Origin of the sequence: Methylobacterium sp. Leaf91, assembly GCF_001422815.1 — a bacterium.
Lineage (GTDB): Bacteria > Pseudomonadota > Alphaproteobacteria > Rhizobiales > Beijerinckiaceae > Methylobacterium.
In genome coordinates, this window is record NZ_LMMP01000001.1 from 1 (window position 1) to 24,304 (window position 24,304).

The following is a 24,304-nucleotide window of genomic DNA, read 5'->3' on the forward strand; positions in this document are numbered from 1 at the left end:
GCCTTGAGGAGGAGCAATAATTCAACGATCTGGTGGAAATTGTTGCCGTGATTGCCGGGGCAGGATACGGCCAGCGTCATGTCCAAGCTTGTCGCTCTCCTTGACCGTCTGAAGGCCCATCAGCACGTWCTGATCGTCGCCGCWGCGGATCACGACACTWTGCCAGCCGATAGTGTGCTGAAGCGCGTCGCCGAGTTGGAGAATGCGATTGCTGCCGTCGAGGCAGTGATGGCGGAGGAAGATGGGAACTAGGTCCCGATACCAACGAACGAACCCGCGACAATGAGCATGGGAGGCTCGAACTTTCGAACCTCCGGATCATGGTCACCGACTTACTGCGTCCCAATCGGACAGTTCCTGAAGCTGGAACCGATGCACCGGATATGCTRATTGGCAGCTTCTGAGGAAAGCCATCCGTTCCTCACGCGAATAAAATTTAGGCCGTGAGGCGCTTTTCGTCTTTGGAAGAGAATTCCTCGGCGATCGTCATTGAGATCTTCGACAGCCACGCTTCTGCTGTGCGAGCCCGCTCTTCCGCTTCTCTAACGCGCGCATCGGCGGCTTTCAGCAACGCATCGGACCGGGTTTGAATATCCTTGGCATGGCTCTCGGCTGCTCTGATGCGCTCATGCGCGGCCGTCATATCCTCACGAACYCGGTCTAGAAGCTCACGAACGCGGATCTCCTGCTCCTGAGTTTCGGCTTCAGCCTCCCTTACCCKATGCGCAGCGTCCCTGACCCTATCAATCAGGTCCGACCAATCCTGTGGGGTGGCGTGATGATTAGGGGGGGAGTCAGTGGTTTGCCTGTCCGTCGAGCCAATGACCCGCAGAATGCCGGCCAGTGAAGGCGCAGRAATCTGCTTCGTAYCGGATGCCTGCCGCTCGACTTCGAAATCCCTGGTGAGATCACGCATGATCTTTTCGATCTGATCCACCGTATGATTCCTTACAATCRACCTAAGCACATCGTYTCGGCCTCTCGCATGCCGAGCCGGGAGCACTCCCTAATTTTTTATAACCGTCAAGCGCGATAAAATTGTCTAATTATACTTTGGAAGAACCAACTGCTCGGTGTTGCTCATATATCTCTCAGCATCAGATGCGCGACTTCCCCATCCTGCTGCTTGCGCAGATCACGTGTGCCGCTCAACCCAAGTAGCGTAGGTCGGACAGCCGGCCTTTCCCAAACGGCTCAGCAGGGCGCGGCCCGCGCCTGCCACCTGTCGCGGTCGCGCTCGGCTACGGCAAGCCGCCACTGTAGCCGTTCCACCTCGGCGTGAAGCTCGCCCGCATCCACTGCCAGCTCGACGCACTGCTCCTGAACCTCCGCGAGCTGGGCGCGTAGCTCGGCGTTCTCGGTCGCTAGGGTGAGCAAAAGAAGAGCGTCGGAAATGGCGGGCCTCCCAGGGATTGAGCAGGCCGTGGGCGTCGCCGACGCGGGTTAGCGTTGAATTAACCATCTCGAACATATGGCCTGTGTGCCCTGTAATGTCAGGTTTTGAGATGCAGAGCGGACCGTAGAGGCGGCTGAAGTCATTTAGTAGCGACATCCGAGAAAACGGTATGGCGAGCAGCGATCAATCCTAACGGGAACGTAGAACTGCACACACTCTCGCCGACCTTTGGGTCGATCGTATCTACAACGCACTGCGGAGCCTATGCCGCTGTACGCCGGAGTGAGCACGCCTATGATCAAAATCCTGACGGCAATCCTGTCGGTCTTCGTTGTGCTGGCGCTGGGCGCCTGTGTGACGATGTTGATGCTTCCGTTCAGAGCCCTCCGGGGTCTGATGCGCAGCCCAGCCGAACCGGCTTAACCTGGTCGCCCGTACCGGCGGGATGATCGAGGCCTTCCGCACGACCCTCAGCTTGGTGATGCAGGGTGCCGTGTTCCGGCAACAGACGATCACGTCGATATGCCAGACCAGGATGTGACAGCTGGACCTCCCCTAATGGAGCTTACCCTCAGGGAGCCTGGCAGCTCATGGCATCCGCAGCCCCGACAACGCTCAAGGCTCGGCGACGTATTTCTAGCGTGACGTCTGGTCTTTCCGAAACCGCAGTCGCCTCGCGCCTCAGCTTCTTGTCACAAGCGCACGAGCGATGTCCGGCCATATCGTAGCATGCGTCATGGCGCTGACAGGCGGCATCTAGGGCGTCAGTCGGCGGAAGATCCGCGCCACGCTGGCCCGAGCCGCAATAATTGCCATGGAACAGATCCTTACCCGCGATGACGTTAGCAAGATCGCCCTTCGCGGGAGTCTCATCCTCGCGAGTCCCGCTCGGGTTGAGTTCGTTGGCGGGTCCACCGGCTTTGCTGGCCGATCCTCGCAGGACCTTCGGGATGCCGGAGCGCGCATCTGGCTCGGCGAGTGCCTCTCCGGTGCGAGAGTTCGGATCCGACAGGTCCGGGAGCGGCGGAGGCGGCCCCGGCCTTACGTCATCGATACTCTCCACGGCCTGATCCTGCGACAGGGTTTGCGCCATGGCGTCTTGTGCCAGGAGCAAGGTGAGGGACAGGATGATCGCGCCTATGGTTCTCAAATATGCCTCCTAGGAGGTGACGCGGGAGGGTGAGACGCCCCCCCGTTCACCGAGCCCTTGCAACCGCTTTCCCACGTATGATCGGCGAAGCCGCTCGCGCGTCGGCCATGGGTTACCCACGACGCACTCACACCTCAGTGCGGGGGCATTCGAAGTACGCGAAGGTCTCGTTGTCTGGGCCTGACCTTCAGCCGCCTAGGTACGGTGGAGACCGTAAAACCGTTCCCCGTAACTTCGTAGGGCGAAGGTATTTTGCAGGAGGCGCACACGAATACCCAGCACGACCTCGGCGCTCTCGGACGCCAGGACGAGCAGGAGCAGGGGATCGGAAACAGCGGGCCTTCGGAGATGAGGCCAAGGGAGGCGGTAACCTACTCAGTCATAAAACTTCTCAGAAACGGCGATTAGTCGCCGCAAACATTTTCTGGCGTATCTCATCCATTATGGCTGAAATCTTCTCCGGATCTATGCCGGCCTCAATCAGTGCTTTTGGTATTACCGCGGCTCCCGCCACCCAGCCGCTTTCGCTTCGTCTTCAGATCTGGCTTCAGCCAAAAAAATGGCGGGCCCGAAAGCCCGCCGATCCATTACCGTACGACGACAAAGTGGAGGGCATACGCCTCACGCAGGTTCGGATCAGTTACTGTCGCAAACAGCCCTCTTCGTCGTTGGCGCGAGGGCGACACGCCATTCCTCCGGACAGCGGTCACTGCGCGGGAGAACAGTGCTTGCATCCGCCCCACCAGAGCGGATGCATCGAGTTGAGGTCGGTCAGTTCGGCAGCGTGAAGACCGTCAGCTGACCGCCGAGGTTGGTGTAGCTCGACAGGGCAGCGTAGCCGCCCACCGCGCCGAGCCCGGCATTCGGGTCCGTGAGGCCGGCCGCGAGGCCGATACCGGCCCAGCCACCGACACCCGAGAGGATAGCGAGGTGCTGCTTGCCCTTGTGGGTGTAGGTCATCACGTTGCCGATGATGCCGGAGGCCGTCTTGAACTTGTAGAGTTCCTTGCCGGTCTTCGAATCGACGGCCTTCAGATAGCCTTCGAGGGTTCCATAGAACACCACGTCACCGGCGGTGGCGAGAGCACCCGACCATACCGAGAACTGCTCCTGGTTCGACCACTTGATCTGGCCCTTCAGGTTATCCCAGGCAATGAAGTTGCCCATGCCGCCGTGGCTGTTGGGAGCCGGGTACATCGAGACGGTCGCACCGACATAGGGCTGGCCCGGCGTGTAGCTCACCCGGAATGGCTCATAGTCCATGCAGACATGGTTGGTGGGCACGTAGAACAGCTGGGTCTTCGGCGAGAATGCAGCGGGCTGCTGATCCTTGGTGCCGAGCGCGGCTGGGCAAACGCCCTTCGTATTGGTGTCCTCGCCGTTCTGGTCGGTGGAGAACTTGGCCTGGACGAGGGGGCGGCCATAGGTAGGCGACGCCTTGTCCAGGTCGATCTTCGAGGCCCAGTTCACCACCGGATCGAACTTCTCGGCCACCAATACCTCACCCGTGGCGCGGTCCAGGGTGTAAGCGAAGCCATTACGGTCGAAGTGGGTTAGGAGAGGGCGCTCCTTGCCGTCGATCTTCTGATCCGTGAGGATCATCTCGTTGATGCCGTCGTAGTCCCACTCGTCGTGCGGGGTCATCTGATAGACCCACTTGGTCATGCCCGTATCGGGATTGCGAGCGAAGATCGCCATGGTCCACTTGTTGTCGCCCGGACGCTGCTTGGGGTTCCAAGTCGAGGGGTTGGCGGTGCCGTAATAGACGAGGTCGAGCTTCGGATCGTAAGAATACCAGCCCCAGGTCGCGCCACCGCCGGTCTTCCACTGATCGCCCTCCCAGGACTTCAGGGAGGAATCCTTACCAATCGGTTTGCCGAGCGACGTCGTCTTCGCCGGATCGACGATCATGTCGTCATCGGATCCGACGCTGTAGCCGCGCCAGACGCGATTACCGGTCTTCGCATCGTAGGCGGTGATATGGCCGCGAATGCCGTACTCGGCGCCGGAGATGCCGACGATGATCTTGTCCTTCACCGGCAGCACCGTGGCGGTGTTGGTCTCGCCGATTTTCGAATCCCCGTTTTTGACCGACCAGTTCACTTTTCCGGACTTGGCGTCCAACGAGACTAGGGTGGTGTCGGCCTGATGCAGGATGATGGCGCCATCCGCATAGGCTAGGCCGCGATAGACCGTGTCGCAGCACATGACCGGGATCACGGACGAATCCTGCCTCGGCTCGTACTTCCAGAGGATCTTGCCCTCGTTGTTGAGGTCGAGGGCATAGACGATATTGGGGAAGGGAGTGTGGACGAACATCATGTCACCGATGACGAGCGGTGAGCCCTCGTGGCCGCGCAGGACGCCGGTGGAGAAATTCCATGCGACCTGCAGGTTCTTAACGTTCCCGGCGTTGATCTGGTCGAGCTTCGAGTAGCGGGTGTTGGCGTAGTCGAGCGTCTGCAGCACCTGCTGGTTGGGGTCTTGGCTGCGCTTGAGCACGTCGTCATTGGCGAGCCCGGCGGTGGCACTCGCAACCGCGAGGCCCAAGCCGAGAAGGCAAGCATGTTTCATGGAATTCCTCCCGTCGCCGGCTGCCTTCTTCGACTATCTCGCGGAGCAGCCCGACGACGGAAACGCTATTGGCCCGCCCGGTCCCCTGGTAGGGCAGGATCCCCGTCGGCAGTCGGGCATTTTGCCTGATCGTGGCCTTGACCACTTGCCAGCATCCGGCAGTTGCGTCCCTCTCCCTCGCTGGATGCGAGGAACACCACGGCATGGGTCTGCTCATCGGATTGATCCTGCGCGTCCTGGGCGTAGTGATGCTTTGCTTGGCCTGTGCCACAGCCTGGGTCGTCGCCGAGGTGCACCAAGGCATCCGAGAGGAGACCGCGGCCTCCGCCGACAGGGTGGTCCGTGAAGCGCAGGAACTCGCCTGGCGGGAACTGACCTGGCGCGGCAGCGCCGGTCGCTCCGCCAAATATGCCTTCCCGGATTGGCGCAGCTCGCACACCCTGCGATTCATCAGTCCCGGGAACTGCGTCGCCCTGACATGGGAGGGCGAGGCCACGCTTCAGCAATGCAGTGGCTTGGAGACCGCGGGTAGGCCCGCTCCGGCGTGGTTCGAAATGTTGTATCGCGGGGCTTTCGGAGTGATCCCGCCGATCCGCCGCGCGGTGATCCTGAATCGTAGGGAAGCGGGGATCGTGGTCACTACGCCCGACCGGGGCGCGGCCGTGCGACAGGTCTGGCGACAAGTGCGGGTGCTGATGGCCGCCGCCGCCGCCATGGCTGGCGGTATCGCTATCCTGGCCACCTTCGTAATCGGTGTCGCGCTACAGCCGGCGCGGGTGATCACCCGTGGCCTCGGCAAGATGGAGAGGGGCGATCATTCCACCCGCCTACCCCCGTTCCGAGCTGGGGAGTTCGACCGCATCGCGCGTGCCGTGAACGCCCTGAGCGAGCGTCTCCAGCACACTACGGCCGAGCGGATGGCGCTGACCCGGCGCCTCTTTGCCGTTCAGGAAGAAGAGCGCCGTGCACTCGCACGTGAGCTTCATGATGAGTTCGGACAATGTCTGACCGCCACGGGAGCCCTGGCGAGCGCAATCGAAGCCGAGGCTGGCGAACGTTCGGAGTTGCGTGACGACGCCCGCTCGATCAGCCGGATCACCCGTCATATGATGGGCACGCTGAAAGGAGCGCTGGCGCGCCTGCGGCCCCCCGACCTCGACGAGTTCGGCCTGGAACACAGCCTCCGCCGCCTCGTCTCGACATGGGAGGGACGAAGCGCGAAGCCCGCCGCTTTCAACCTGAGCTTTGCCGGTGACTTCTCGACATTGAGCGCACCGGTTGCGCTCAGCATCTACCGGATCGTGCAGGAGTGCCTTACCAATGCAGTTCGTCACGGAAAGCCGACTCAGGTGAATGTCAGCCTTGTCCGGACGCCGGACATGGTAACGCTCGGCATCGTGGATGACGGCGGTGGCGACGCGGCGCTGGTGGAGACCGGCAGCGGCCACGGCGTTCTCGGCATTCGCGAGCGGATCGGGGCTCTCGGCGGAACTTTGGCCATCGTCCCCGCCCAAGGCGGCGTACGGATCGAAGCGACGATTCCATGTCCGTCAGAGGCCATTCATTCTAGCCCACGGAACGATAGGAAGGTCCCTCCCGAAATGAAGTTAGAGGGGCTTGCCGCGTGAGCGAGACCGGAATCCTCCTCGTCGATGACCATCCTGTCGTTCGGGAAGGGTATCGTCGTCTACTGGAGCGTCAACCTGGTTACCGTGTCGTGGCCGAGGCGGAGACGGCATCCGATGCCTACCGAGCATACAAGGCCATGAAACCGACATTGGTGATCATGGATCTGTCGCTGCCGGGTCCTAGCGGCCTGGAGGGAGTCCGTCACATCAGGCAATGGGACTCGCGCGCCCGCATCCTGGTGTTCACCATGCATCAGGGGGCGGCCTACGCCCTGAAAGCCTTTGAGGCGGGAGCCTCAGGTTACGTCACCAAAAGCAGCGCTCCCGAGGAACTGGTTAGATCCGTGGCCATCGTGGCACGCGGCGGACAGGCAGTCAGCGCCGACATCGCACAGGAGCTTGCAGCGGAACGTCTCAGCGGCAAGCGCTCGCCGCTTGACGAGCTCGGCCCCCGGGAAGTCGAGGTGCTTCAACTCGTGGCATCCGGCATGGCCACGGAGGCCATCGCCAAGGCGCTCAACCTAAGCCCCAAAACCATTCAGAACTACCATTATGGCATCAAGGCGAAGCTGGGTGCCCGCAATGACGCGCACCTCGTCTGGCTGGCAATTGCCGCGGGCCTCATCCGACCGAGTGGGTTATCTGGCGACGCCTGACGCAAAAGCAGAACGACAAGAATTTGCTCGTTACTGCCACTGCTCTCCTATTATCAAAGAGACATGGCGGTACAACTCATAAGCAGATGCGCCAGCTAAAAACTAACCTAAGCTTGACATTAGGACGATAATCTTATAATGTGAGGTTCGCTGCGGGCTGTTTCGCAGCTTGCCGGATGCCCCAATGACCCTGCCGCTGCGACCCTTACCGCCACCCGAAACCCTGCTGCAGCGGGCGGGTGCATCCTCCCCCTCGTACTCAACGCAAGGCGGCCTCCGGGCCGCCTTCATCGTTTCTGGAGCCCTTTGATGAGCCTGACCACCGTAACGCACGCCGCCACCGCCATACCGCCAGGCCTGATCCTGTTCGGCCGCGACGAGCGGCACCGCCCACACGCCTCGCGCTTTGCCGCTGGAGAAAAGGCCAATGCCGAGCGCGCCGCCGACCTGATGGGCATGCACGTCCTCGAGATCAGCGATGGCACCCATCAAAGCCTTGCCGCCGGCCTGCCGCAGGGACGCCTGTTCGGGAGTGGCAAAGCCTTCGTACCGTTCGTCAAAGCCGAGGTGTTCGATCGGCTCGTGGCGGCGGCTGGGCTGCCCGATGTTGCCCCGCCCGTCAGGGCGGCAGGCAAGGCCAGTGGCGCCCCTCCCGGTTCGGGCGGTGGGGCAAGTGACACTTCGGGCGGCGGAGGCCCCGGCGGCCGTTTCAAGGCGCCCGCCGATTGGCCCGGCATCGAACGGGGCTGCCTCGTGCTGGCCTGCGCCGGCCCATCGGAGGGCTGGTTCGAAGCGATCATCATGTACACGAAAGCCGACGACGCCTTCGAGCTTCAGTGGCGCGACTGGCCAGACGATGGGCTGATCACCCGGCACCGCAGCGAGCTTGGCTTGCTGCCGCCCGGCGCGGTTCAGGCCGCGAAGCCAGGGGCATGAGCCGCTTGGCCCCCAGCAGCGTCGAGGCGGATCCCGCCTCGACCACCCGCATCGAACGGGTGCGCGGCCTCAACGATGCGTTCCGCCGGAGCTTTGCCGGCGGCCATGTAATGATGTCGTGCGGGATTGCCACCCTGCCGGTTGGGCTTCGTCACGAGGCCGAGGTGGCGGTGAAACCGTTCGCGGCCTTCAGCGTCGCCGACGACCCGCATGGCGAGCATGATTTCGGCGCCTTCGATCTCGCTGGGCAGCGGTGCTTCTGGAAGATCGACACATACGACCGCGCCATGGTCAGTCATTCGCCTGACCCGGCCGACCCGGCGGTGACGGTGCGCGTGCTGACCATCATGCTCGCTGAGGAGTACTGACGATGGTTCGGCAGTGCTCAGTCTTTCAAATTTTCCCCATCGCGGCCACCCTTCGGCTTTCGACCGGCGCGCAACGACCGTGGTGGTTCAACGCTCTCATCATAAGCCCGCAAAAGCACATCGACCTCGACACTGAGTGCGCCCGCCAATCGATCCAAGACATCGACAGTCGGGTTTACCAAGCCGCGTTCGATACCACTGAGGTAAGGCGCGGCCACGCCAGCATCGACGGCAAGAGTCTCCTGCGACAGCCCACGTACCGAACGCAGCTGCCGGACATTCCAAGCAAGGCGTGCCCGTCCATCCATGGACCACAGGCACGTCGATACCCTCGCTTAATCCATGACGTATATGATAAGGATTAAGGGTTATCGGCCCTTGGGCGCGGTACCGGCTCATGGGGCAGCAGCAACCCGGCGGACGTCCGATACCGGCACAAAAACAGACTTACGCAGTAGTGCATTACAGCTTGAATCAAATCGTCAATCAACAAGTCAGCAATATTTCTAGGGAACAGGACAAATGAACTCGTACCTCAGTGCGATGCGGAGCTTTCGCGACTTCACCGGCCGCACCTCGCGCGGCGACTACTGGCGCTTCATTCTCGTGTACCTCGGCATCGCGGTCATCGCGCTGATGCTCGATGCGGCCTTCGCCACGGGCAACAAGGATGGCGGCCTGTTCATCGGCCTCACCCACCTCGTTCACCTCTTGCCGCAGGTAGCGGCCGGGATTCGGCGGATGCACGACACCGACCATTCGGGCTGGTGGTTGTTGCTCAGCCCCGTCGCGCTGGTCTTCGCCTGCTTTGCCGGGACCCCGGGGCCGAACCGGTTCGGGTCGCCCCCTATGGCCGGTGCCGTGCCCGCTTCAATTGGCGCTGCCCCCTCACGCCCTGTGCCGGCTCAACCCCTCGCGCAGCCACAGCGTGACGTGATCGCGGAGATCGAGCGGCTGGCGCAGCTTCGCGCCGGCGGCAGCCTGTCGGAGGCCGAGTTCGAGGTAATGAAGGCGCAAGCCCTCTCGCAGGCGCGCGGCGCGTGAACGACGACACGGCCTCGATCCTCGTCGTCGTCACCGTTTGCGTGGCCGTCTACAGCCTACCGTCGATCATCGCTTTCCATCGGCGCCATCCCAACCGCTGGGTCATCCTGGCGGTCAATGCCCTGTTCGGTGGGACGCTCGTCGGCTGGGTCGTGGCGTTGGTGTGGGCGCTGCACGCGGTGCATCGGCCGGATCAGCCCGGCGCCTCGCAGGGCGGTGAATCGGGGCTGAACCTGTTCGTCAACGACACCCAGCGGGTCGCCCTCGTGGCGGCCCCTCAGGGGGATGGGGGCGGACACGCGCGGCCCGCCCTTTCGCCGGCCGATGCAGTGCGCGAACTCGAACGTCTCGCCGATCTCCACTCCGCTGGCCACATCGACGAACCCGAGCATCGCGCGCTGAAAAGCGCAGTCCTTCGAAAGATATAGGGCGGATGGCTCCTTTCGACCCCAGCCGTTACGAGATCAGTGGTAGGCTCTTCCTGAAAGCAGAAATGCCTCAAAAAGATCACCGCACGCTGTGCGCCCGTTAGCCATCCGCTACCACGGTTCTTATGCAGCAGGGTTGGCCTTGCTGCGTTCAGAATAAGCGCGCCCATCGATCCGTTCTGAATGAACCCTAGCGCACGAAATTCGTGGGCAAGGAGGCTGAGGATACGCTTGCTTGACATGATAATGACCATTCACTATCACTGCCCTTGGCGGCTCCGGGTGTTCTACCAGCGAAAGCTCGGAACATCTGCGGACAGGTGCCATACTCCGCCCATTGCGAAATCTGGACTTCGCAAGGCGGGTTTTGGTCGCGGGCGGAGAATGCTCAATGTACATGCTAAAATCAGCAAGCATTTCATTATATGTAAGACAGCACTTTCTTCGTTCGGATTGTGCCAATGTGCCCATGCTATCAGTTAGATGCCTCCGAATGGCGGTCTACTGGTCTGCTATGCTGTCGGTGCTGACAGGCGGACTCATTGCCGTCAACCCGCTTCGAGAGGCGGAGCCGTTTATCGGACGTCACGTCGCCGACATGTTCGTATTCTCGGTGCTGAGAAACAATCCGGAACGCCTTGTTCCCCATCTCGCCCCTTCGCCAACAGCAGCTTCGATCCAAGTGGGCCGGAGGGCGGAACGGTGACGGCGGATGGGAGGTTCCGTGTTTCTTCATCGCCCCTAAGGTTCAACATCCAGGATACGGACGAAAAAGTACAAGTCGCCGATCTCGCGACTTGCCTAATTTTGGCGTTTTTCGTCGTTTGTGGTCTTCTTGCCTGCATCTTGTTCGCAGAATCTGAGAAAGTTCGCACGCTGTCCATGCGAGTGGATAGTATATCGGGCAATAAGTATAATTTATACTGATAAAAACCGATTCCTACGGTACCGGTCGCCTTGGATCCCAGAATTGATCCTGCTCCGACACATTGCTCGGCGATGCGCGGTCAGAAGATCCCACTCCCATTAAGCCTGGAGGCGTGCGCGCTATGACGCCAGTTAATCGTATAGCGCGCCTACGCTTCGACGAAGTTCCACTCGAGATCGGTGAGCCGCTCCCAGTAGCCGCCAATGCCGACCTGATGCTGCACGGGGGAGCCGGCCTGGAGACGGCCGAGCCCAGTCCACTGGCTCATAATCTGGACCTGAATTCCACGAACAGACGGCCCTGAAGAAGCTCTCACGACGCACCACAACCCCGCGCAAGGTGGTGTGGTCGGCGTCGGAAGTGTCTGACGCAGACGCGTGACGGACGCGAGTCCAGTGACCCCCCAAGACGGTACCCCATCTTCTCAGCGCCCGGAGACCTTATGTCCTTGCTGACAACCAACCTCGTCGTGGCCCTATCCGTGTTCGGACTGGCTTATCTTGGACATACGCTCTGGGCCCGAAGGCTGCGGGCATTCCGTCCGCGGCACCGTGCTTCGGCGAAACCCACGACGAAGCCTTTGGATGGGCCAACTCCGAGCCGCCCTTCGATGCTCGAAGGCGTGACGGGCCATGTCGTCGAGCGTCACCGCGCCTAAGGGAGCCCACCGATGTCCCTTCTACAGGCACTACTACTTTGGACTTTCGTCCTGGCACCCCTGGCCCTTCTCCTGATTCACCTTCTGGTGACGGTCGCCCTAGCCTATGCGGCGCGCAAGTACGGTCTCCATGAGCGCGACTTCCTACGGGGTGGCGAGGATTGAGACCTCCCTCCGCACTGACGCGGCACTCGTTTGAATGGCGAGTTGCGGCACAGGGGAACACAATTGCCGCAACCACGTGGTTGACATGATAATGACCATTCACTATCACTGAGACATCGGGATGGCAGCTCTACCGTAGCTCCGCTGCACGCCGATCCGACCCATCATCCTGATCGCTCCCTTAGCCTGGACCGACGCCTTCCCAGGCGCCGAGCCCCCGTGCCTGCGCGACAGCGATGCAGCCCTAGGACTTCGAAACGATGACCCTCCGTCCGAGCCTGTACCGCGCTTTCCTCGCGGTTGCCGCCCTCTCGACCGGTACGGCGCTTGCCGCGGACCTCCCGGCACGCACCATAGCTCCCGTCTATGCCCCAAGGCCCCCGGTCTTCACCTGGACCGGATTTTACGTCGGTGCGAATGCCGGCTACGCCACGCGAACCGGCAAGGACTACGACCTCGCCGTCCAACCCGGATACTTCCCCACGGCGCCCAACACCTTCGGCTCGCTCCGGTCCGAGCGGAATGGTGACGGGTTCCTGGCCGGCGGTCAGGTCGGGTACAATTACCAGATCGGCAACTTCGTCATCGGTGCCGAGAACGACATCCAGTATCTCGACCTCGGCAAGGCGAAGCGCGACTACACCTTCAGCGGCACCGGAGCGGTCCCCGCGGGCTTCAACTACATCGGCCCGGAGAAGAAGACCGAGTATTTCGCCACCGGACGCGCCCGGATCGGATACGCGTTCGACCGCTTCCTGGTCTTCGGATCGGCCGGTCTGGCCTACGGAAACCTTAAGAGCGAGACCTGCCTCGGCAGCAAGTGCAACGACGGCAAGATCGGCTTCGCGGCCGGTGCGGGCGTGGAATACGCGCTCTCATCGAACTGGTCGGTCAAGGTCGAAGGCCTGTACGTCAACCTTGGGAAGGCCGCTGCCGGCGTTATCGGCACCGATGCGGTCGGGCGAACCTACGTCGATGCACGCAAGATCGACAACGACATCGCCCTCGTTCGAGCGGGCGTAAACTACCGCTTCTAACCTCTTTCCCGCTTTCCCTGGCTTTCTGGAGACCGTCGATGAAGTGTTCGATCATGATCATGGTGTTCGGCTTCGGGGCTGCCACTTCGAGCCCTTGCCTCGCCCAAGGCTTCATCGGCGGCGCCACAGCCGGGATCGACGCCGGCGGGGAGGTCGCTGGGCCTGTCGGTGCTGCCCTCGGCGGTGCCGTCGGCGCGGCCACCGGGACAATTCGGGGCATTCTCGGCTCTGCCGGGGATCAACGCCGGCGGGCCCACTTCCTATCAGACCGGAGCGCGTACGGCCGCGAGGCCGGCGCCGACGAGGAGGTCCTGATCGTTGACCCACTCACCGGACGCATCATCGACATTATCGACTGACGCGATGGCACGCGGTGAAAGGATCCCACATGATAACGACCGGTCATTATGATAGTGCTTCGCGGCAGCCCGAAAGCTGGCCGCCCGTACCTTCGGATGCGATGACGCGCTCACGGCGGATCGCCGACTGCGGTGGGCCGCCTGAAACGGGAGCGCTCGACGCCAAGGTTGTCGTCCTCCGGCGCAGCCCCATTCGACCGACGGGCCATCCAGCACGGCTCGTCCGTGACCCTGTTGGAACCTGTTCGATGAGCACTCTTACCAAGTCCGTCCCGAAGCCCTCGCAGGCATTCACTACTCGTCAAGAGGGCATCCTGGACGCGGCCGAGACTTGCTTCGTACGCAACGGCTTCCACCGTTCGACCATGCAGGACATCGCCCGCGAGGCGTCGATGAGCTCGCCTAACATCTACCGCTACTTCGTCTCGAAGGAGGCCGTGCTCCTCGCGATGGCCGAGCGGGAGCGGCGCCGGGCTGCGGACCGTATCGCCCAGTTCGAGGAAGCTGGCGACAAGCGCGCCGCCCTCTTCAGCACAATTGCCTACTACCACCTTGAGATCCCACGCGACGGCGCCGTGCTACGCGTCGAACTCTGGTCGGAGGCCACCCGCAACAGCGAGATCGAGGCTATCCTGCGCGAGCGCGAGGAACAGAGTTCGGCCTGGTTCATCGCAACCCTTGCCGCCCTCGCCACCTCGCCCAATTGCGACCCAGTCGCGCTCTACGGCGCGATTAGCGCGCTGCTGAAGGGCATCATCGTCAACAAGGCTGTGTTCCCCGCCTTCGACATCGACCCAGCCCTTGCTCAGCTTCATGCCCTGCTCGATGCGGGCTTGGCTGGCAATCTTCCAGTCCAGCCCTGCCGGAACCGCACCGCTCCCTGACCCAGATCCCGGCGGCCTCTGAGCCGCCAGACTTCACCCCAAACCCACCTTTCCATGCCGGCCCCCGCTCAATGCGGATCGCGGGATCGTGGGCGGCTGACTGAATCCCAAGGAGCCCCCCCAATGACAACGATCCTCCCACGCCTCGCTACGGCTGCCCTTATCGCTGCGACCACCTTCGGCACGACGAAAACTAGCTCTGCCGCCTCCGTGGATCCGACCGGAACTTGGCTTACTGAGGACGGGCGTGCCCGGGTTCGCACCGAACGTTGCGGACCGGGGGACCGAAATCTGTGCGGCTACGTCGTGTGGATTCCAAAGCCTTTCGTGGAGAAAGGCAAGCCACGTCTCGATCCGGAGAACTCAGACCCGCAGAAGCGGACCCGACCGGTGTTGGGCCACCAGATGATCCTTGGGCTTAAGCCCGCCAAGGATGGACGCTACGAGGGCCGGATCTACAACGCCGACAACGGCAAGCAGTACGACGTGACGATCTGGAGCGAGAAGGCTGGCGAACTTTCTGTCGAGGGCTGCATGCTAGCGGTGCTTTGCGGCAGCCAGATCTGGAAGCGGGTCACGGACGTCTTGCCCGGCCAGCTTCCGGCACCGACGGACGAAGCCAATGGTCCACGGGCCGACCGCGAATGGGCGCCCAAGCATCCGACCATGACGAGCAGCACCACACCCCGCTAGGACGCTGGACGCGAAGCCCGCTGACAGCAGGTGACGAGACATTTCGTGGGCGGCGCATAAATGCACGACGCCCCCATTCGAGATCCGCGAGCCTGGAAATTTGGCTCGCGGGGGCACCGGTCGGTTGGGGCGGAGAACGCCCCCATTTCGCCTCGGCCGACCGGTCGCTCAACGAAGTTCGCTAAGCCCGATCAAGCAATAAAAAAAGATCCGCCCCCTCTCGCAAACGCGCTTCACGTGCCCGCTATCGGCACTTAGCTTGGCTGACAAATCAGGATCGTATGCCCGCGCTAGAGCTGTTGCGAGCCATATCGACGTTCCGCCCGTATGGAGCGATGCGGGGGCCGGGGAGGCGAAGTAAGGGAAGGACAGGTTGATAGATTCCGAAGTACCTTACTTCCACAACAATCCAGGGTGCGAATGCACCTCTATCGTCGCGATCACGTGGTGCCGGACAACGCGAAAACGCACAGGCGCCCAACGTCAGCTCGGTGGGGAAGTCTGCATTGCCGATCATCCACTTGGAAGCGGACTTGCGGCAATCCACGCATTAGAAACATCGATGCGATTCAGTTTTGTCGGCCGGTCACGGCTCCTGCAACACCCGATAAACCTGCATGCGGGAGCAGCCCAAGGCGGCGGCAACTGCAGCGGCCCCGCTGCCTGATGATGCCATTTCCTTAATCCGATCACGGTCGAGGCGGCGCTTGCCACCGGCATACACGCCACTGCCTTTCGCGCGCTCAATGCCTTCGCGCTGGCGCTCCTTGATGAACCGTCGCTCCATCTGCGCGACCATGCCGAGCACGGTCAGAACGACGTGACCCATTTCGCCTCGGGTCGAAACGTGAGGGTCGAGCACGGTGACATGCGCACCGCGCTGCTCGGCCTCGTGGATTAGGTTCAGGACATCCCGCGTGTCGCGGCCCAGGCGGTCGAGGCGCGTGACCATCAGTTCGTCGCCGGGCCGAAGGAACTCCAGCACGGTCTCCAGTTCGGCCCGGCCTTCACGACTGCCACCGGAGATCTTCTCCGAACGGATGAGCCCGCAGCCTTCGGCCTTCAGCCGGGCGACCTGCCCATCGAGATCTTGATCAAGTGTGCTGACGCGGGCGTAACCGATGCGGGCCATAGCTCGTAACCTCAGGGTGTAAGCCCGAGGCTACCTTGTCACAAATAGCCGGTGTCAACCCAGATGTTACGATGGCCAATGTGGTTCATGTTACGTCACGTTAGGGTATACCCTACTGTTACTAAGCCATAGGCCTTAATTAATTTGCGACGCAGCCGGCCATTCATTCCTGATCAGTAGTCTGATTTTCGGCGTCGCTCTCACTTGACACATTTTCCTTTAATGCATCAATCCCCGAAGCATAAGTAAAAAGCGTATGTCAAGTTTATGCTTGTAGAGAGATTTGTAACTTATCCCTGTTCGAGTTCACGCAGCAAACGTGCCCGATATCGCGCGAGTTCGATCAGTCTGCTTGCATTAAGTTCCTGTGCGCAGGACCAAGCGGTTGAGGTAAATTCTGCTTCATCATCGTACAGCGCTTCGAGGTCGCGACAAATCTCATCGATCAATTCACCACCTTCGGGGTTTGCCTGGTGCCGATTGGTTTCCAAAAGCTTCTGTAACTTCTTCAACTTCCGCTCGCAGGACCTCCATTTTTCCCGGCGGTGCGCGCACAGCCCTTCGCTGTCGAGCCCAAGCAGCTTAACTGTTGTCGTGACCCGCTCCTTAGAGAAGGGGTCCGCCGGTGTAGCACAGACGGGCTCCCCATCTGCCTTGAAGGTAAGGAGGTCGGGGTCGCCCCACCGTGTAGGATCGAGTAGGAGTGGCTGCTCGCCTTTTATTCCCTCGGCATCCGAGCCGCGAGGGCTCCCGGCCCCAAGGGGGAAATCATCAGACTTACGCAAGTTCGGCTTCGCTCCGCTTAGCCGGAGGTTATCCCAACTGAAGGCGAGCCACGGGTATAAAGCCTTCGGTCGGTAGTGATCAACTTGCCAGTACGACACCTTATTATCACGTGCTTCGGTATACCAGCATTTTCCTGCAGATAAATGTTCAAGCGTTTCTTTTAGAGTTGACCAGACATCACTACGCGAGCTGACGTATGCCTTTCGTTCAACGTCAGTCAGCTTCGCGGCAGCCTTAATGGTAGCCTCAGACGCCTTCTTGAGCCAAGCCTGCGCGATAGCGTTCAGTGGGTAGTGGACAAACCTCAACGGAGACCCTCGATGAGTTCCTCCAGCATACGGTTCTGAGCACTTATCTGCTCAGGCGAGTATGTAGTACCAACCTCTCTATCGACGCGGTGGAGTGCGCGTAGATAATCGTCATATTCGGGATCAGCGCTCTGGTACGCAAGCCCAAGCGCCGACAGCTCATTATTCATCGACGCGAGTCTGCGTGCGGCCTCGTCCGGGACTGGCAGGCCCTGCTCACGCAAGGTAAGCGTCTTAGCCAGCAGGTCGTTACGTCTCTCAACGAGACCTTGGGTATCGGGATCAAGAGTGGTGGCGAGGCCGAACACTTGGCGCAGAACACCCGCAACGCCTAACCCCTTTGGATCTGCTTCCGGGCTTGCGGCTTTTACCTCGCCCTTCACATTCCGATATAGGATCTGGACTTGCGACCGCTCCAGGCCCGCTATTGTAAGGGGATCATGGCTGGTCATGATTAGATGGCAATTAGAATTCTTGCCTGCCACCTGCTTGATAAGCGATAGGTAGCTCCATTTCCAAGCAGGATTTAGGTGGGTATCGGGCTCGTCAAGGAGGAATAAGGACTCGTCGTGCGCTGCAAAACGCATCATTCCAAGCACACTCAGCAGCTGCCGCTCGCCATCGCTGATCTCGTGAAAGGGAACGGTTGTGTCAGCTCCTTCTCGCCGCACCCAAATTCGGATGTCTCTGACTAGTTCGGAGAGGTCCAATGTTTCAAGAAAGGCAAAGAAACGCTGCTCTTCACCAAACGGCTCGGCTAGTGCGAGTAACGCCTTCGCGTCCTTGAGAAAAATAAAAAGCTGTTTCTCAGTAGTGCCCTGGCTTCGGTAGTCCTCGCGAACGCTCTCTTCGCTCCGGATTGGAGCTAAAGACTGCTTCCACAGTCCATCTAGCAACCGACGTACTATGCCACGCGCGTTCCAAAATCGTGGATCGGATTGAGCAAGCACTGTCGGTGTAGGTGGCCGCTTGCCCCATTCGGGTTGCCGTAGGGTAAGGAGCGCGCTGTCGAAACCTTCGACGCCGAGATGTCGCTTTAGGAAGTCCTGCGTATCGATGTCACCGAAAGCAAAGTAGGTGAGCAGCGCTAGAGCGCCATAACGTTCTCGAACAAAAAAGAGCCGCCGTAGTTCTGATCGCCGCGGATCCAATCGATTCTCGGCACCTGGAGCGATGGCTGCATCGTAGTATCTGCGCTGAGGCGGGTCGAAGATGAGCTGTAGCCTATCAGAGTTGCCTGAGTAGTAGCCAAAGACATGATTTGGCAGGTACTCATCGCTATTCCTTCGAAGCCTTGTGAGTGATGAGTACTTGTCGTCAATGGTCACCTTAACCCGTCCAGGTTCGGCGTGACCGTGATCGATGACGATAGAATGACCTTTACAGGTGTAGGCAAGGCGGTAAGCGAACGAGGTACGCTGCTTTGGGTCGTCGAGGTCGCGGAAGATGGTCGCCAACGCCTCAATTACATTCGACTTACCCGTTCCGTTTTGCCCGATGATAACGGTCTCGAGCTTGCGGGCGTCGAAATCTATGTCGATGTCGCCCAGGTTCTTGAACCCGCGTACTGCAAGTCGATCAACCCGCACGCAGCACCTCTTTGTCCTCGCTCTCCGCTATCAAGCCAGCATCGACGGCTTCGCGGAGGCTCCGATAGAAGCGGTCAATCTGTAGGCCGGACCGTCGCCATAGTTCGGTAGCCGGCATTTCGCCACCGGATGATCGCAGCACTTCGATGAGATCGGGGTTGCCCACTTGCGAGTGCTCGGGTTGAGCGTCGCTGGTCACCATGTCCTCGTTAATCCTCCTATCATCGATAGCGGAGGTACGTCGCCTTCGCTTTATCACCGGTATCAAATCCCTATCTCGCTTGATCTCGTCGAGCAGCACATTGGCCGACTCTTCGCTCCTCGCGACCTTATCCAAACCTCCAGCCATGGCGTGAGCTATGGCCCGGGGAAGGAGCTGATCGGCGGCTCTCACTGCGTCTGTGGCGGCCCTCAGCATCATGCCAGCTCGAAGCAATATGCGCGACACCAGAGAGGCGATTTCCTTCTGTTCCTGAAGGGGGGGGAGCGCAATTTGGAAAGCACGTAACTCGGGCATGTAGATTGTGGTATGTGTCGAGCCTCTGCCGAAGCGGCGGATACCGCGTCCTTCGGCCATGAGCGCAAACATTAGATACTCCGGAACAAGAGCTTCAGAGCAAGTCCAAGTCACAAAGTCCTGACTCGTAGCCATTGGGACACCAAGGATCGTCACGTAGCCGACCGACGCCGTCCGTGACAGGCAGACGGTTCCAGCCGGTAGCAGGCGTGCGGATGAATTTGCGATGCCTTCTGGCGTTGTCTTCTGCGAAGTGTCCCTAACTACGCCGCCGTGATTGTCGCGAGCGTCGGGGATGCTTAGCCACGGTACATCGCCGCCCCAATATTCAGGTCGTCTTCGGCTGGGCGTGTGGCCGGTTCCAAGTGCTGCTACCCGCAGAAGTGGAGTCCAACGCCAGCTGGCAGGTATGGGAGTGGACGGGTCGTTCACCGCGATCACCCCCAAACCCCGCATGGTCACGTCGGTTGTCGATTGATCAACAGCGCCCTGCACCGGGACTGGGACGCGGGCTAGCAACTCTTCAACACTTTCGCCAAAGCCGACCCCTGCGCGGCGCCTAATCGTAAGCTCGCCGGATACTCCTGCACGCAGGCCGCTGAGCCGCAACGCCTCGACAGCCTTGACGGCCTTGCCCGCTTCGACTTTCGCCACCTCGGCGCGTGCTTCCACGCGGCCGAGATGGTTCGCGATCTCGCGTTGGCGAGTCCGAGGCGGAAGTGGCAGGGGGGCCTCGCGAAGTGTCCGCGAGTTGATCCGTATCCTGCCGACACCCTTGCTTTTCTCGTTAAAGTGCCGACTCAGAGCTGGGCTATTCAGCCAAAAACAGATCAGTCTCGCATCCACCTGCCTAGCAAGGCGCGTGCGGAAGCAATCGGCTTTCACAAGGGCAGGGCCGATGCTTTCGGGAACGAGGCAGGTTCTGCCAAGCGGTTCCCCCAGCGCGGCCGTGACAAGATCCCCAGCACGAGCCTCATGCCGCCGCAGACGACTGAAGCGGTCCATATCGATGTATACCTTATCGGCGTCGTTAAATTGCCCCCGCCCGATGTTGTTGAGGCGGATAACCCGGCCACCCTCCGCCGCATAGTGCTCCGACTTAAGTGAGCTACCAAAGGGGCCATCGGTGAGGGCGCCTAGTTCGGGCGCAAGCAGGTCCTCAAGCCTGCACTCTCTCCAGTCTTGTGGAACCTTCATGGCCCGTCGTTGTCTATGGTGTCCTCGACTAGATCCGCCATGAGCGCCTTGATCTCGTCTAAAGCGAAAACAAGGTGTTGCTCAACGACACTCGCCACGGCATCGGGCGCCGCGAATTCAAGACCTTCGTCAATATCGTCGGACTCCTTCAGCCACGTTACATAGAGATCGTCGTCTCTCATTCTAATTTCTTCCCGCGAGAAGCATCTAAATCTTCCTTCAGGCCCCTCATCGAGACGCTTTGCGTGGCCGCGCGGGTCCATTCCGTAAGCTTTGACGAACAGAGCGAGGCCGGGGGCCAAGCCGGCCGTCCCTCGTTTCCCTGGCGCACCATTCGCCCGTAGATCATAGATCCATACATTGCACGTTGCATCACCCTCCGGTCGGCTAAGCGGTCGATTGAAAAACAGGACGTTGGTCCTGACTCCCTGTGCGTAGAAAATGCCGGTCGGCAGGCGTAAGATCGTATGTAGTTCGTACGCCTTCATTAATTCCTGTCGCAGAGTACGCCCACGCCCACCATCGAATAGAATGTTATCAGGTACAATCACCGCCGCGCGACCGCCAGGCGCAAGGGCACGCATGCAGTGTTCGACGAAGGGTAGTTGGAAGGTCGTAGATCGTGCGGTGATTGTGAGGTCATCACGTGTCGGCGGGCCGCCGCTGGCGCCGAAAGGCGGATTCGAAAGGATTAAGTCGGCATTGCCGAGTATTTCCTGCTGTCCAAGAGGTGAAAGCGTGTCGCCCATAAACATGCCAGTTGGATTTATGCCGTGCAGATATAGGTTCATACAAAGCAGACGGTAAGTGTCAGCAACATTTTCCACCCCGCGATAGCTAGTTTTCCGCGTGCCAGGTGTTTCCGATTCTTCCATATCGCGCTTCACTGCAATCAGAAATCCACCGGTACCTGCTGCTGGGTCTTGGATAGTCTCGCCGGGGCTCGGCTTCATGAGACGTACAATTGCGTCAACCAGCAGCCGGGGGGTGAAATACTGGCCGGCCCCCCTCTTTGTCTCCTCTGCGTTCTTTTGGAGCAGGCCTTCGTATGCATCGCCGAATAAATCACCGTCGTCGGATGACCAAGTTGCACCGTCGATGGCCGCGACGAGACGACGAAGTGTCAAGGGGTCCCGTACGACAGTCTGGGCTCCCTCGAATATCGTGCGCACCAGGGGCTCTCTCGCGTTCGTTCCCAGCGAGGAGAGCGTCTTTTTATATATATGAAGGACATCTTTGTCCGGGGCGTCCACTATTTTTTGCCACTCTGTACCGAGGGGGGACGCCTTGCCAGCGGAGATGCGTCGCTGAGCGAGTTTCAGGAATATGAGGTACGTCAGCTCTGTGACGTACTGGGGGTAAGTTACCCCATCTTTTCTTAAGAGCGTGCACAGACGCCACAGCTTCGTGACGAGGTCGTGCGAGGTGGTCACGTGCGCTCCCTATGCTCCGTGTATGCGGACGACCGCGTATTGAACTTACTGCCAGATAGGCGGCGATGCACCTCATTCCCTCGGCCTCGCGCGCACGAGTCAAAGTCCAGTGAGATCCAGCTGAAGCCGACACAAACCAATACGAAATGTGGGCTAAGTTGGGGGTGCCGGCCGAGCACTAAGCAGGTTTCTCTAATGAAAAAAACGGCTTAGCAAGGGCAAGTGGCGGAGAGGGGGGGATTCGAACCCCCGATGGGCTTGCACCCATGCCGCATTTCGAGTGCGGTACAATCAACCGCTCTGCCACCTCTCCGCGGGGCGCCTCGATGAGACGAAGGCTCGTTAGCACGAGTGCGGCGGAGATCGCAAGACGAGAAGCGCAAGACGAGAAGCGCGAGTCGAGAACCGCATCGGTACTCATGGCTGGCCAACGGAGGCGCCTGCTCCCGGCAGGCGCCTCCGGTCGTGCGTTCAGGCGCCGGGGGCCAGGGCAGCGGCGACCTTGCGGGCGAAGGCCACGGGGTCGCGCGGGGTGTCGCCGTCCTGAATGCGGGCGAGATCGACGAGGGTGCCGGCGGCCTCCGCCACATCCTCCCCGGCTTCCGCCTTGGCGCCGAGGGAGGCGATCAGCGGGTGGCGCGGGTTGATCTCGAGGATCGGCAATCCGCCGGCTCCACGCCCGGCCCGGCGCAGAAGGCGCTGCATCTGTAGGTCGGGTCCGCTACCGGAGGCCGAGAGCACCACGGCGCTCTCCACCAGCCGGTCGGTGGTTCGCACGTCGGCGACGTCCTTCGCGAGCGCCGTCTTGAGGGCGGCGACGAGGGCATCGACGGAGGCGGGCGCCTCGCCGGCTTCCTCGGTGGCGGCGATCTTCGAGAGGTCGAGGCCGCCCTGGGTCACCGAACGCAGGGGCTTCTCCTCGAACCGGCCGAGCTGCTCCGGCCAGAACGCGTCCACATGGTCGGAGAGCAGCAGAACCTCGACGCCCCGGGCGCGGAACCCCTCGAGCTGCGGCGAGGAGGCCAGGGCGTCGGCATCGTCGGCCACGAGGTAATAGATCGCCTCCTGACCGTCCTTCATGCGCGAGACGTAATCGGGCAGCGAGGTCCAGCCTTCCACGGCCGAGGAGCGGAAGCGCAGAAGCGGAGCGATCTCGCCCCGGCGCTCGTAATCCTCGTAGATGCCCTCCTTCAGGACGGGCCCGAAATTCTCCCAGAAGGACTGGTAGCCCTCCGCATCCTTGGCTCGGGTGCCGAGTTCGGAGAGGACGCGACCGGTGACGGCGCGACGGATCTTGGTGAGGACCGGTGTCGCCTGCAGCATCTCGCGGGAGACGTTGAGGGGCAGGTCCTCGGTGTCGACCACGCCCTGTACGAAACGCAGCCAGGTCGGCAGCAACTCGGCCTCGTCGGTGATGAACATGCGCCGGACGTGAAGGCGAACCTTGCTCGCGCGCTCGCCCTCCACCGCCTGGAACGGCTTCATGCCGGGGATGAACAGCAGCGCCGAGAATTCGAGGGCCCCTTCCACCCGCCAGTGCAGGGTCGCCCAGGGCTCGTCGAAGTTCATGCCGACATGGCGGTAGAACTCGGTGTACTGCTCCGGGGTGACCTCGGATTTCGACTTGCGCCACAGGGCCGTGCCCTGGTTCGCGGTCTCGGTCTTGCCCTCGGCGACGATGGCGACCGGCACGGTGATGTGGTCGGCCCATTTGCGCACGACGTGGTCGAGCCGGTAGCTCTCCAGATACTCGTCGGCATCCTCCTTGAGATGAAGGACGATGTCCGTGCCGGGCTCGTCGCGTGTCGCCTGTTCCAGGGTATAACTGCCCTGGCCCTCCGAGGCCCAGGTCCAGGCTTCGTCGGAGCCGGCGCGCCGAGAGGTCACGGTCACGCGGTCGGCCACCATGAAGGCGGAGTAGAAGCCGACGCCGAACTGGCCGATCAGGCTGGGTTTGTCCTCGGCCTTCGCGTCTCCGAGCGACTGGCTGAAGGCCCGGGTGCCGGAACGGGCGATGGTGCCGAGATTCTGCGCCAGCTCCGCCTTGGTCATGCCGATGCCGGGATCGGAGATCGTCAGCGTGCGCGCGGTCTTCTCGGGGGTGATCGTGACCTTTGCGTCGGCCGGCGGCGCCGAGACCGATTGCGTCAGCGCCTCGAAACGGCGCCGGTCCAGGGCATCGGCGGCGTTGGCCACCAGTTCCCGTAGGAAGATTTCACGGTCGGAGTAAAGGGCATGGACCACGAGGTCCAACAGCCGGCCGACCTCGGCACCGAATTCGTGCCGTTCCAGGGTATCGCTCAAGGGTTTGCCTCCGGGGATCGAACGGTGCGCGATATGATCCCTACAACGGGGAAATTCAATGCGTGCAACCGAGTGCGGGCAAACGGATGCCGGGAGAAGCGAACCGGTGTGCCGACTCGGAACGGCGCGAAAAA

21 protein-coding genes and 1 tRNA gene are annotated in these 24,304 nt (G+C 61.2%); 11 read left to right on the forward strand and 11 right to left on the reverse strand.

Features of this window, described 5'->3' with window-relative positions:
- Window positions 1-436: 436 nt before the first annotated feature.
- From ASF32_RS00005 to ASF32_RS00020, 3 genes are all read right to left on the reverse strand, one after another.
- Window positions 437-937, reverse strand: coding sequence for a hypothetical protein (locus ASF32_RS00005; RefSeq protein WP_056421884.1), 501 nt, complete (start codon window positions 935-937; stop codon window positions 437-439).
- A gap of 1,030 nt (window positions 938-1,967) precedes the next feature.
- Window positions 1,968-2,489, reverse strand: a complete 522-nt coding sequence (locus tag ASF32_RS24210) for a phospholipase A2 family protein (RefSeq protein WP_082490349.1) — start codon at window positions 2,487-2,489, stop codon at window positions 1,968-1,970.
- 828 nt (window positions 2,490-3,317) lie between these two features.
- Complete coding sequence (locus ASF32_RS00020) at window positions 3,318-5,120, reverse strand: methanol/ethanol family PQQ-dependent dehydrogenase (protein ID WP_056421891.1); 1,803 nt, start codon at window positions 5,118-5,120, stop codon at window positions 3,318-3,320.
- Window positions 5,121-5,323: 203 nt separating this feature from the next.
- Here ASF32_RS00020 and ASF32_RS00025 point away from each other — a divergent pair, with 203 nt between their 5' ends.
- From ASF32_RS00025 to ASF32_RS00040, 4 genes are all read left to right on the forward strand, one after another.
- Window positions 5,324-6,748, forward strand: coding sequence for a histidine kinase (locus tag ASF32_RS00025; protein ID WP_056421894.1), 1,425 nt, complete (start codon window positions 5,324-5,326; stop codon window positions 6,746-6,748).
- Entirely contained in the window at window positions 6,745-7,404 is a 660-nt protein-coding gene (locus ASF32_RS00030) for a response regulator transcription factor (protein ID WP_056421896.1), read from the forward strand. Before ASF32_RS00025 ends, ASF32_RS00030 begins: the two co-directional genes overlap by 4 nt.
- A 309-nt stretch (window positions 7,405-7,713) precedes the next feature.
- A complete protein-coding gene (locus tag ASF32_RS00035) occupies window positions 7,714-8,340 on the forward strand; it encodes a hypothetical protein (RefSeq protein WP_056421898.1) in 627 nt (208 codons plus the stop codon).
- Window positions 8,337-8,708: a DUF3768 domain-containing protein gene (locus ASF32_RS00040; protein ID WP_056421900.1), complete on the forward strand. Its 372-nt coding sequence runs from the start codon at window positions 8,337-8,339 to the stop codon at window positions 8,706-8,708. The genes ASF32_RS00035 and ASF32_RS00040 overlap by 4 nt, the downstream gene beginning before the upstream one ends.
- A gap of 17 nt (window positions 8,709-8,725) precedes the next feature.
- On the opposite strand, the gene ASF32_RS24215 is transcribed toward ASF32_RS00040, so the two are convergent.
- Window positions 8,726-9,016, reverse strand: a complete 291-nt coding sequence (locus ASF32_RS24215) for a helix-turn-helix transcriptional regulator (protein ID WP_082490338.1) — start codon at window positions 9,014-9,016, stop codon at window positions 8,726-8,728.
- Between the two features lie 214 nt (window positions 9,017-9,230).
- Here ASF32_RS24215 and ASF32_RS00050 point away from each other — a divergent pair, with 214 nt between their 5' ends.
- The 7 genes from ASF32_RS00050 to ASF32_RS00075 all read left to right on the forward strand — a co-directional run bounded on the left by ASF32_RS00050 (window position 9,231) and on the right by ASF32_RS00075 (window position 14,904).
- Entirely contained in the window at window positions 9,231-9,752 is a 522-nt protein-coding gene (locus ASF32_RS00050) for a DUF805 domain-containing protein (RefSeq protein ID WP_056421904.1), read from the forward strand.
- The gene (locus ASF32_RS00055; protein ID WP_056421906.1) at window positions 9,749-10,180 is read left to right on the forward strand and encodes a superinfection immunity protein; all 432 of its coding nucleotides are present in this window, start codon (window positions 9,749-9,751) and stop codon (window positions 10,178-10,180) included. Before ASF32_RS00050 ends, ASF32_RS00055 begins: the two co-directional genes overlap by 4 nt.
- A gap of 1,598 nt (window positions 10,181-11,778) precedes the next feature.
- Entirely contained in the window at window positions 11,779-11,931 is a 153-nt protein-coding gene (locus tag ASF32_RS24980; protein ID WP_156467610.1) for a hypothetical protein, read from the forward strand.
- A 260-nt stretch (window positions 11,932-12,191) separates the two neighbouring features.
- Window positions 12,192-12,968, forward strand: a complete 777-nt coding sequence (locus ASF32_RS00060; RefSeq protein WP_056421908.1) for an outer membrane beta-barrel protein — start codon at window positions 12,192-12,194, stop codon at window positions 12,966-12,968.
- 53 nt (window positions 12,969-13,021) lie between these two features.
- Window positions 13,022-13,327 carry a hypothetical protein gene (locus ASF32_RS24985; protein ID WP_210166852.1) on the forward strand — a complete coding sequence of 102 codons (306 nt, stop codon included), beginning with the start codon at window positions 13,022-13,024 and terminating at the stop codon, window positions 13,325-13,327.
- A gap of 248 nt (window positions 13,328-13,575) precedes the next feature.
- Window positions 13,576-14,211 (forward strand): TetR/AcrR family transcriptional regulator, encoded by a 636-nt coding sequence (locus ASF32_RS00070; protein ID WP_056421909.1) that lies wholly within the window; start codon window positions 13,576-13,578, stop codon window positions 14,209-14,211.
- A 123-nt stretch (window positions 14,212-14,334) separates the two neighbouring features.
- The gene (locus ASF32_RS00075) at window positions 14,335-14,904 is read left to right on the forward strand and encodes a DUF2147 domain-containing protein (RefSeq protein WP_056421911.1); all 570 of its coding nucleotides are present in this window, start codon (window positions 14,335-14,337) and stop codon (window positions 14,902-14,904) included.
- A 586-nt stretch (window positions 14,905-15,490) separates the two neighbouring features.
- On the opposite strand, the gene ASF32_RS00080 is transcribed toward ASF32_RS00075, so the two are convergent.
- The 7 genes from ASF32_RS00080 to htpG form a co-directional block, all read right to left on the reverse strand.
- Window positions 15,491-16,036: a recombinase family protein gene (locus ASF32_RS00080; RefSeq protein WP_056421913.1), complete on the reverse strand. Its 546-nt coding sequence runs from the start codon at window positions 16,034-16,036 to the stop codon at window positions 15,491-15,493.
- Between the two features lie 290 nt (window positions 16,037-16,326).
- Window positions 16,327-17,130 (reverse strand): hypothetical protein, encoded by an 804-nt coding sequence (locus ASF32_RS24990; RefSeq protein WP_156467612.1) that lies wholly within the window; start codon window positions 17,128-17,130, stop codon window positions 16,327-16,329.
- Window positions 17,127-18,719, reverse strand: coding sequence for an AAA family ATPase (locus ASF32_RS00085; RefSeq protein WP_056421915.1), 1,593 nt, complete (start codon window positions 18,717-18,719; stop codon window positions 17,127-17,129). Before ASF32_RS00085 ends, ASF32_RS24990 begins: the two co-directional genes overlap by 4 nt.
- Entirely contained in the window at window positions 18,709-20,433 is a 1,725-nt protein-coding gene (locus ASF32_RS24220) for a restriction endonuclease subunit S (RefSeq protein ID WP_082490339.1), read from the reverse strand. The genes ASF32_RS00085 and ASF32_RS24220 overlap by 11 nt, the downstream gene beginning before the upstream one ends.
- Window positions 20,430-21,866, reverse strand: coding sequence for an N-6 DNA methylase (locus ASF32_RS00100; protein ID WP_056421918.1), 1,437 nt, complete (start codon window positions 21,864-21,866; stop codon window positions 20,430-20,432). Before ASF32_RS00100 ends, ASF32_RS24220 begins: the two co-directional genes overlap by 4 nt.
- A 223-nt stretch (window positions 21,867-22,089) precedes the next feature.
- Window positions 22,090-22,179: transfer RNA gene (locus ASF32_RS00105), tRNA-Ser, on the reverse strand.
- Between the two features lie 158 nt (window positions 22,180-22,337).
- Entirely contained in the window at window positions 22,338-24,170 is a 1,833-nt protein-coding gene (htpG, locus tag ASF32_RS00110; protein WP_056421920.1) for a molecular chaperone HtpG, read from the reverse strand.
- Window positions 24,171-24,304: the final 134 nt, after the last annotated feature.